7 protein-coding genes, 2 pseudogenes and 1 other annotated feature are annotated in these 8,044 nt (G+C 28.0%); all 9 genes and pseudogenes read left to right on the top strand.

Features of this window, described 5'->3' with window-relative positions; genetic code table 11:
- The first annotated feature begins 172 nt into the window (after nt 1–172).
- The 9 genes and pseudogenes from HMPREF0216_RS02110 to panD all read left to right on the top strand — a co-directional run bounded on the left by HMPREF0216_RS02110 (nt 173) and on the right by panD (nt 7,794).
- The gene (locus HMPREF0216_RS02110) at nt 173–673 is read left to right on the top strand and encodes an HD domain-containing protein (protein ID WP_040418583.1); all 501 of its coding nucleotides are present in this window, start codon (nt 173–175) and stop codon (nt 671–673) included.
- Nucleotides 674–689: 16 nt separating this feature from the next.
- Nucleotides 690–1,199: a transcription repressor NadR gene (locus HMPREF0216_RS02115; protein ID WP_005210590.1), complete on the top strand. Its 510-nt coding sequence runs from the start codon at nt 690–692 to the stop codon at nt 1,197–1,199.
- A 17-nt stretch (nt 1,200–1,216) separates the two neighbouring features.
- Nucleotides 1,217–2,628, top strand: a pseudogene (locus HMPREF0216_RS02120) (FAD-dependent oxidoreductase).
- A 17-nt stretch (nt 2,629–2,645) separates the two neighbouring features.
- Nucleotides 2,646–2,882, top strand: a pseudogene (locus tag HMPREF0216_RS02125) (DUF1667 domain-containing protein); the annotation flags it as partial.
- An 81-nt stretch (nt 2,883–2,963) separates the two neighbouring features.
- Nucleotides 2,964–3,170, top strand: a binding site (T-box leader).
- Nucleotides 3,171–3,237: 67 nt separating this feature from the next.
- Complete coding sequence (gene serS, locus HMPREF0216_RS02130; protein WP_005210597.1) at nt 3,238–4,515, top strand: serine--tRNA ligase; 1,278 nt, start codon at nt 3,238–3,240, stop codon at nt 4,513–4,515.
- Between the two features lie 332 nt (nt 4,516–4,847).
- Nucleotides 4,848–5,699 (top strand): Rossmann-like and DUF2520 domain-containing protein, encoded by an 852-nt coding sequence (locus HMPREF0216_RS02135; protein ID WP_005210599.1) that lies wholly within the window; start codon nt 4,848–4,850, stop codon nt 5,697–5,699.
- Nucleotides 5,700–5,701: 2 nt separating this feature from the next.
- A complete protein-coding gene (gene panB, locus HMPREF0216_RS02140; protein WP_005210600.1) occupies nt 5,702–6,529 on the top strand; it encodes a 3-methyl-2-oxobutanoate hydroxymethyltransferase in 828 nt (275 codons plus the stop codon).
- 11 nt (nt 6,530–6,540) lie between these two features.
- On the top strand, nt 6,541–7,386 hold the full coding sequence (panC, locus tag HMPREF0216_RS02145) for a pantoate--beta-alanine ligase (protein WP_005210605.1): 846 nt from the start codon (nt 6,541–6,543) through the stop codon (nt 7,384–7,386).
- 18 nt (nt 7,387–7,404) lie between these two features.
- Nucleotides 7,405–7,794, top strand: a complete 390-nt coding sequence (gene panD, locus HMPREF0216_RS02150; protein WP_005210607.1) for an aspartate 1-decarboxylase — start codon at nt 7,405–7,407, stop codon at nt 7,792–7,794.
- The last annotated feature ends 250 nt before the right edge of the window (nt 7,795–8,044 follow it).

The following is an 8,044-nucleotide window of genomic DNA, read 5'->3' on the forward strand; positions in this document are numbered from 1 at the left end:
AAGCTACGATATAAATCGTAGCTTTTTTTGTTATATAAAACTTTAAATTTGTTGAAAATATACAGTAAATGTAGATAAATAGAAATGTATTTATATTTTAAAATGATATAAAATAGTGGTATTATTAATATGAATGCCTATTACAAAATATGTTAAAGATAAGGTGGTAATAATGTCAGTTTATAGAGTAAAACAATTTATATGGGCAGCAAAGTCACTATTACAGGATGTAGATACTACATATGTAAATAAATTTTTAAATAGCGATGAAAAAAAATTATTTAATAAATTAAAGAAGCCAGATAAACATCATTGCATAAGAGTTTGTAAAGATGCTATAGATATATCTAAAGAAAAGAATATGAATGTAAATAGAGTAGCTAAAGCAGCTCTTCTTCATGATATAGGCAAAAGTGAGTATAGTCTTAATTTATTTGAGAAATCAGCTGTTGTTATTCTTAATAAATTGACTAAAGGTAAGCTTAAAAAATATGACAGTTTTAAAGTTGTAGATGCATATTATAATCACGCTGAAAAAGGTGCAAACATATTAAAAAAATTAAATGTGTATGATAAGGAGTTTTTAGATACTATTAGATATCATCACAATAATAAAATCACTAATGAAAGTAAATTGCTACAAGTTATTAGAGAATGTGATAATAAGAATTAAGTAAATGGGGTGAAGTATGAAAGCTGATGAAAGAAGAAATAGTATTGTTGAATTGTTACATGGAGAAAAAGGTGCAATTAAAGGAACTATACTAGCAGAAAAATTTAATGTTACTAGACAAATAATTGTTAAAGATATTGCTATTTTAAGAGCTAAAGGAAATAATATTATAGCAACACCAGATGGCTATATGATAAATGAGGAAAAGGAAAATAGAATAAAATCAATAATAGCAGTAAATCATAGTGATAATGAAATGATAGATGAGCTTGAAATTGTAGTTAAATATGGTGGAATAATAGAAGATGTTATAGTTGAACATCCAATTTATGGAGAAATAAGAGGCACGATTATGATAAAAAACCTAAATGATTTAAATAAATTTAAGAGTGCACTTAATGAGGCAAAAGCAAAACCTTTATCAATATTAACTGATGGAGTACATCTTCACACTATTTCAGCTGATTCTTTAGAAAATATGGATTTGATAAAACAAGAATTAAAAGAAAAAGGTTTCATTTTATAAAATAGGGGTATTAAATTATGGATTATGATGTTTTAGTTTTAGGTGGCGGTATAATAGGTTGTGCTGTAGCTTATGAGTTATCTAAATATAATTTAAATATAGCTGTAATTGAAAAGGAATATGATATTGCAGATGATGTTTCTTTTGTAAATACATCAATAGTATATGATGGTTCAGAGACATCTAATAATGTTATGGCTGGACTTGAGTATATAGGAAATATATTATTAGAAGACTTATGCGAAAAATTTGATGTTCCATTTAAAAGGATAGGGGCTTTAAGAGTAGTAAATGATAATAATGGAGTAGTAAAGTTAGGAGAAATGTATGATAGGGCAATAAGAAGAGGTATAGATGGAGTATACTTAATAGAACCTGATGAAGTATATGAAATAGAGCCTAACATTAATATGGAAGTTAAGAAAGGTTTATATTCTCAGAATGTTGCGATAGTAGCGCCATATGATTTAGCTATTGCTTATGCTGAAGTTGCTTTTGATAATGGCGTAAACTTTAGATTAGAAGAAGAAGTTTTAACTATTCAAAATATAACTAAAGGATTCAGAGTTGTAACTAATAAGAATAAGTTTATGTGTAAAGTTGTAATAAACACAATAGCAAATGAGATTTATATAAATGAACAAGGTATAGTTGAAGAAAAAGAAAGTAATAATGATGTTAATGCATTTAAAAATATGAGTTATATTTTAATTGATGATAATTATGAAAATAAATTACAAAGAATAGTAACTAAAACTTTTGATAAGGATACGTTTGTAGTATCTACACCTATATTAAATGGTGGATCATTAATTGGAATAAAGAGTACAGAAAAAACTAGTTTAGATGATAATTTAGAGTATGCAGGAAATTTATTGAAAGAATAAATAAGGGTAATATAAATAATTTATTTAGAGAAAGCTATGATAAAGATTCTATAGTAGTAGATGACACTCAAGTTGATAAGGGATATATTAGTGTTATAGGTACTCACTATGGAAAGGTAACATTAGCACCAGCTATTGCGAAGATGTTATGTGATACACTTGGGCATAATTTAAATTGTACTTTAAATAAAAACTTCATAGATAAAAGAAGAGAATTCTATAGATTTAGAGAAATGAATAGAGAAGAAATAAATGAAGTTATACGATTAGATGATAGGTATGGAAAAATTGTTTGCATGTGCAATAATGTATCTGAAGGCGAGATAGTAGATTCCATTAGAAGACCATTAGGAGCAAGAACTGTTAAAGGTGTAAAGAGAAGAACTGGAGCTGGATTTGGTAATTGTCATGGTGCATATTGTAATGAAAAAATAATAAAAATATTATCTAGAGAGCTTGGTAAGAAAATAACTGATATAGTTGATGACTCTAAAAATTCTAATGTAATTTCAGGAAGAATAAAAGAATTTAAAAGTATTTAAAATTATATAGGAGGAGAGAATATATGAGTAAGAAAGATATTTTCACTTCAATAGTAAGAGTTAAAGGGAATGATAGATATAATGTTGTTCCAATAAAGAGTAGCAATGAAGTTGACAAAGAGTTATGGGTAGAAATGTCTAAAGTAGTAAGTAGAATATATGTAAGTACTCCTATTAAAAGAGGGAGTGTTGTATGTAAAAATATTTTAAATAGTGGTGTTGATATAATTTGTACAAGAGACTTAATTGACTAAAGTTTATAGTTTAATATGAGAGTAAATGTATTGACAAAATGTAGGAAATTGTAATATATTTAATAATATATTAATATAATGCTTAAACCGTTGAAAAGGCTAGTAATAAGATTATTGTTTTAAGAGAGTCAGTGGATTTGGTGTGAACTGATAACAATGTTTTATGAATCCACCTTGGAGGGACTGTGATGAGCAGTACGTGCTAAATACGTTAGTTTTATAAAGAGTGGATAATAAAGAGTATTTATTATCAATTAGGGTGGCAACACGGAGTTCTTCGTCCCTTTTTAGGGACGTGGACTCCTTTTTATTTAGAAAAATTTAGAAAAATACAATAAATATGTAGGAGGATATTATGTTAGATTTAAAATTTTTAAGAGAAAATCCTGAAATAGTTAAACAAAACATTAAAAACAAATTCCAAGATCAAAAATTGGAATTAGTTGATGAAGTAATTGCTTTAGATGTAGAAAGCAGAGCAACACAACAAGAGGCAGATTCTTTAAGATCAAATAGAAAAACTATTTCTAAGCAAATTGGTGTATTAATGGGTCAAGGCAAAAGAGATGAAGCTGAAGAATTAAAAGCAAAAGTTAATGAACAAGCAGCTCGTCTTGCAGAATTAGAAGTTAAAGAAAATGAACTTCAAGAAAAAATTAAAAATATAATGTTAGTTATACCTAATATTATCGATCCAACTGTTCCAATTGGAAAAGATGATAGCGAAAATGTTGAAGTAGAACGTTTTGGTGAGCCTGTAGTTCCATCATTTGAAATACCATATCATACAGAAATAATGGAAAAATTAAATGGTATTGATTTAGATGGTGCAAGAAAGGTTGCAGGTAATGGATTCTATTACTTAATGGGGAATATTGCAAGATTACAATCAGGAATACTTTCTTATGCTAGAGATTTCATGATTAATAAAGGATTTACTTACTGTATCCCACCTTTCATGATTCGTAGCGAAGTAGTTACTGGAGTTATGAGTTTTGCTGAAATGGAATCTATGATGTATAAAATTGAAGGTGAAGATTTATACTTAATCGGTACTAGTGAACACTCTATGATTGGTAAGTTCATTGATACTATATTAAAAGAAGAAACTCTTCCTCAAACATTAACAAGTTATTCACCATGTTTCAGAAAAGAAAAAGGTGCTCATGGTATAGAAGAAAGAGGCGTTTACAGAATACATCAATTTGAAAAGCAAGAAATGATAGTTGTTTGTAAACCAGAAGAAAGCAAAGAATGGTTTGAAAAATTATGGAAATATACTGTAGAATTATTCCGTTCTTTAGATGTTCCAGTAAGAACTTTAGAATGCTGTTCAGGTGATTTAGCAGATTTAAAGGTTAAATCTATTGATGTTGAAGCTTGGTCTCCAAGACAACAAAAATACTTTGAAGTAGGAAGCTGTTCTAACTTAGGAGATGCTCAAGCTAGAAGATTAAAAATACGTGTAAATGGAGAAAACGGCAGATATTTTGCACATACTTTAAACAATACAGTTGTTGCTCCACCAAGAATGTTAATTGCATTCTTAGAAAATAACTTAAACGAAGATGGTTCTATTAATATACCAGAGGCATTAAGACCATATATGGGTGGAATGGACGTTATAAGATAATATATAATTTATAAATTTAATAATTAATTTATTCTATAGATATACCTAAATTTTATAAAAATTTAGGTATATCTTATTTTTTTATGTTTTAAATTAATTATTAATCTAAAATTTCAGTAAAATATAGTATTAAATCCTTTAGTTAAGAAAATAAATTATCAAAGTAGGGTGAGAAATACAAGTAGTATTGACAAAAAATAGAAATATGGTAAATTTATTATGGGTGGTATTTTAATTAAACCGCACCAAGATATATTTGAATTTTAAAGATTAAAGAAATAGCTCATATCATAAGTTGAATGGGACTAAATAGTGTCACACTCTTTTAGGAGGTGATAATTATAAATTTTGGATTTATTGGAGCAGGAAAAGTCGGATTTTCCTTAGGAAAATATCTAAAAGAAAACAATATAGACGTAAGTGGGTATTATAGTAAGACAGGGCATTCAGCAAAAGAAGCTGCAGTTTTCACGAATACAAGACAATATGAAAAATTAGAAGATATAATAAATGATAGTGATGCTATATTCATTACTACACAAGATGGACAAATTAAAAGTGTGTGGAATGAAATAAAAAAGTTACCTATTAAAGAAAAAATAATTTGCCATTGTAGTGGCTCTATTTCTTCAGAAATCTTTTCAAATATAAATAATCATGGTGCTTATGGTTATTCTATTCATCCAATGTTCGCTATCTCGGACAAATATAATTCTTATAAAAATTTATCTCAAGCATTTATCACAATTGAAGGTCATGAAAAACATATAGAATATTTTAAACAGTTATTTAGCTATTTAGGAAATGATGTAGGCGTTATTAATAAAGAAAATAAAGCTTTGTATCATGCTGCATCTGTAACAGTAAGTAATTTAGTTTTAGGATTAATTAATAACGGTGTTAATTATCTCAAAGAATGTGGATTTTCAGATGAAATGGCTATAAAAGCATTATATCCATTAATAGAGTTTAATTTAAAGAATATCAAAGAAAAAGGAACAATAAATAGCTTAACTGGTCCTGTAGAAAGAGGAGATTTAGGAACAATAATTAATCATTTTAGTGTTTTGCGTGAAGAGGATAAAGAATTGTATAGATTATTATCAAAAAATATTTTGAAGATAGCAAAAGTTAAAAATAGTGATAAAAACTATAGAAATTTAGAGGAATATTTAGGAGAGTAGTTATGAAAAATACAGCAGTTACATTTAGACAAGCAAAGGAAAAAAAAGAAAAGTTAACAATGCTTACAGCATATGATTATTCAACAGCAAAATTAATTGATAATGCAGGTATTAACGGAATATTAGTAGGTGATTCTTTAGGTATGGTTTGCTTAGGATATGAAGATACTTTATCAGTTACTATGGAGGATATGATTCATCATACTAGGGCAGTTTCAAGAGGTGTAAAAAATACATTGGTGGTAGCAGATATGCCTTTTATGTCATATCAAGCTTCTATATATGATGCTGTAGTTAATGCAGGAAGATTAATTAAAGAAGGTAGAGCACATGTTGTTAAACTTGAAGGTGGTATTGAAGTGTGTGATAAGATAGAGGCTATAGTTAAAGCATCTATACCAGTTATGGCACATATAGGATTAACACCTCAATCGGTAAATGCATTTGGTGGATTTAAGGTTCAAGGTAAAGATGAGGAAGCTGCAAAAAATCTTATTGAAGCAGCTTTAGCAGTTGAAAAAGCAGGGGCTTTTGCAGTTGTATTAGAATGTGTTCCAGCTAAGCTTGCAGCAATAATAACTGAAAAATTATCTATACCTACAATAGGAATAGGTGCGGGAGCAGAATGTGATGGTCAAATTCTTGTTTATCAAGATATGTTAGGTATGTATAGTGATTTTACACCTAAGTTCGTTAAGAAATATGAAAATTTAGGTGAGAAAATGGATATAGCATTTAAGAAGTATATAGAGGAAGTTCGTGATGGGGTTTTTCCAGCAGAAGAGCATTCTTTTAAAATAAATGATGAAGTTATAGAAAAACTATATTAAGGGGTATAAAAATGAAAGTTTTAAATACTATTAATGAAGTGAGAAACTTAGTTAAAGAATGGAAAACTCAAGCGCTTAAAATAGGTTTTGTTCCTACTATGGGATATTTACATGAGGGGCATGAGAGTTTATTAAAAAGAGCTTCACAAGAAAATGATAGAGTTGTTGTAAGTATATTTGTTAATCCAATGCAATTTGGACCTAAAGAAGATTTATCAACTTATCCAAGAGATTTAGAAAGAGATAGTGTAGTTTGTGAAAGAGCTGGAGCAAATATTATATTCCATCCTACAAATGAAGAAATATATTTTGATGATTTTTCTAGTTTTGTTGATATGAATGGATTAACAAGTGGATTATGTGGGAAAAGTAGACCAACTCATTTTAGAGGCGTTTGTACTGTAGTAACTAAATTATTTAATATAGTTACTCCTGATAGAGCATATTTTGGAGAAAAAGATGCTCAACAGTTAGCTATTATAAAAAGATTGGTAAGAGATTTAAATATTGATGTTGAAGTAATAGGTTGTCCTATAGTCAGAGAAGAGGATGGACTTGCCAAAAGTTCAAGAAATACTTATCTATCAGAAGAGGAAAGAGATGCAGCGACAATTTTAAATAAAGCTTTAACTTTAGCTAAAAGTAAAATTCAAGATGGTGAAAGAAAAGCGGAAAATATTATAAAAATAATAGAGAATAAAATTGATGAAGAAAAGCTTGCCAAAATTGATTATATAGAGGTTGTAGATAGTTTTTCTATGGAAAATGTAAAAGAAATTAGTAAATCTGTATTAGTAGCAGTAGCAGTATTTATAGGAAAAACAAGATTAATAGATAACTTTACTTATGAGTTATAGTAAGAGGAGAAGCAATTAATGAAGATAAATATGTTAAAAGGTAAAATACACAGAGCAACTGTAGTACAAGCTGAATTAAATTATGTAGGAAGTATTACTGTTGATGAAGATTTATTAGATGCGGCAGGAATATATGAATACGAAAAAGTTCATATTGTAGATATAGATAATGGGGCAAGATTTGAAACATATACAATTGCAGGTGAAAGAGGCTCAGGAATGATTTGTTTAAATGGAGCAGCTGCAAGGTGTGTACAAGTTGGGGATAAAATTATATTAATGGCTTATTGTGATTTAGATGAAGAGGAAATTAAAGAACATAAGCCAAAGGTTGTTTTTGTTAATGAAGAAAATAAAGTTGATAGAATAACTAACTACGAAAAGCACGGAAAACTTTCAGATATGTAAAAATTAAAAAAGAGAGTTAAGAATTTTAAATTTCTTAACTCTTTAGTTTTAAAAATATTTAAGTTAATTTTAGAAAATGGTATTTTAAATTATTAATAGAAGAAGTGATTATTTAAGCAATCTATCTAGTAGTTTATTAAATGCAAATAAATTATTTAAAAAAATTTTAATAAAAGTGTTGACATAATATTTGTCCATTGATATAATAACAATTGTTCCGAGGAGAGATGGTCGAGTTGGTTTAAGGCAC

It is taken from the genome of Clostridium celatum DSM 1785 (assembly GCF_000320405.1).
GTDB classification, from domain to species: Bacteria; Bacillota; Clostridia; order Clostridiales; family Clostridiaceae; genus Clostridium; species Clostridium celatum.

Excerpts from the sequence above, each read along its gene's own strand:
- panD (WP_005210607.1), top strand. The coding sequence starts at position 7,405 with ATGAAGATAAATATGTTAAAAGGTAAAATACACAGAGCAACTGTAGTA.
- panB (WP_005210600.1), top strand. The coding sequence starts at position 5,702 with ATGAAAAATACAGCAGTTACATTTAGACAAGCAAAGGAAAAAAAAGAA.
- serS (WP_005210597.1), top strand. The coding sequence starts at position 3,238 with ATGTTAGATTTAAAATTTTTAAGAGAAAATCCTGAAATAGTTAAACAA.
- panC (WP_005210605.1), top strand. The coding sequence starts at position 6,541 with ATGAAAGTTTTAAATACTATTAATGAAGTGAGAAACTTAGTTAAAGAA.
- HMPREF0216_RS02115 (WP_005210590.1), top strand. The coding sequence starts at position 690 with ATGAAAGCTGATGAAAGAAGAAATAGTATTGTTGAATTGTTACATGGA.
- HMPREF0216_RS02110 (WP_040418583.1), top strand. The coding sequence starts at position 173 with ATGTCAGTTTATAGAGTAAAACAATTTATATGGGCAGCAAAGTCACTA.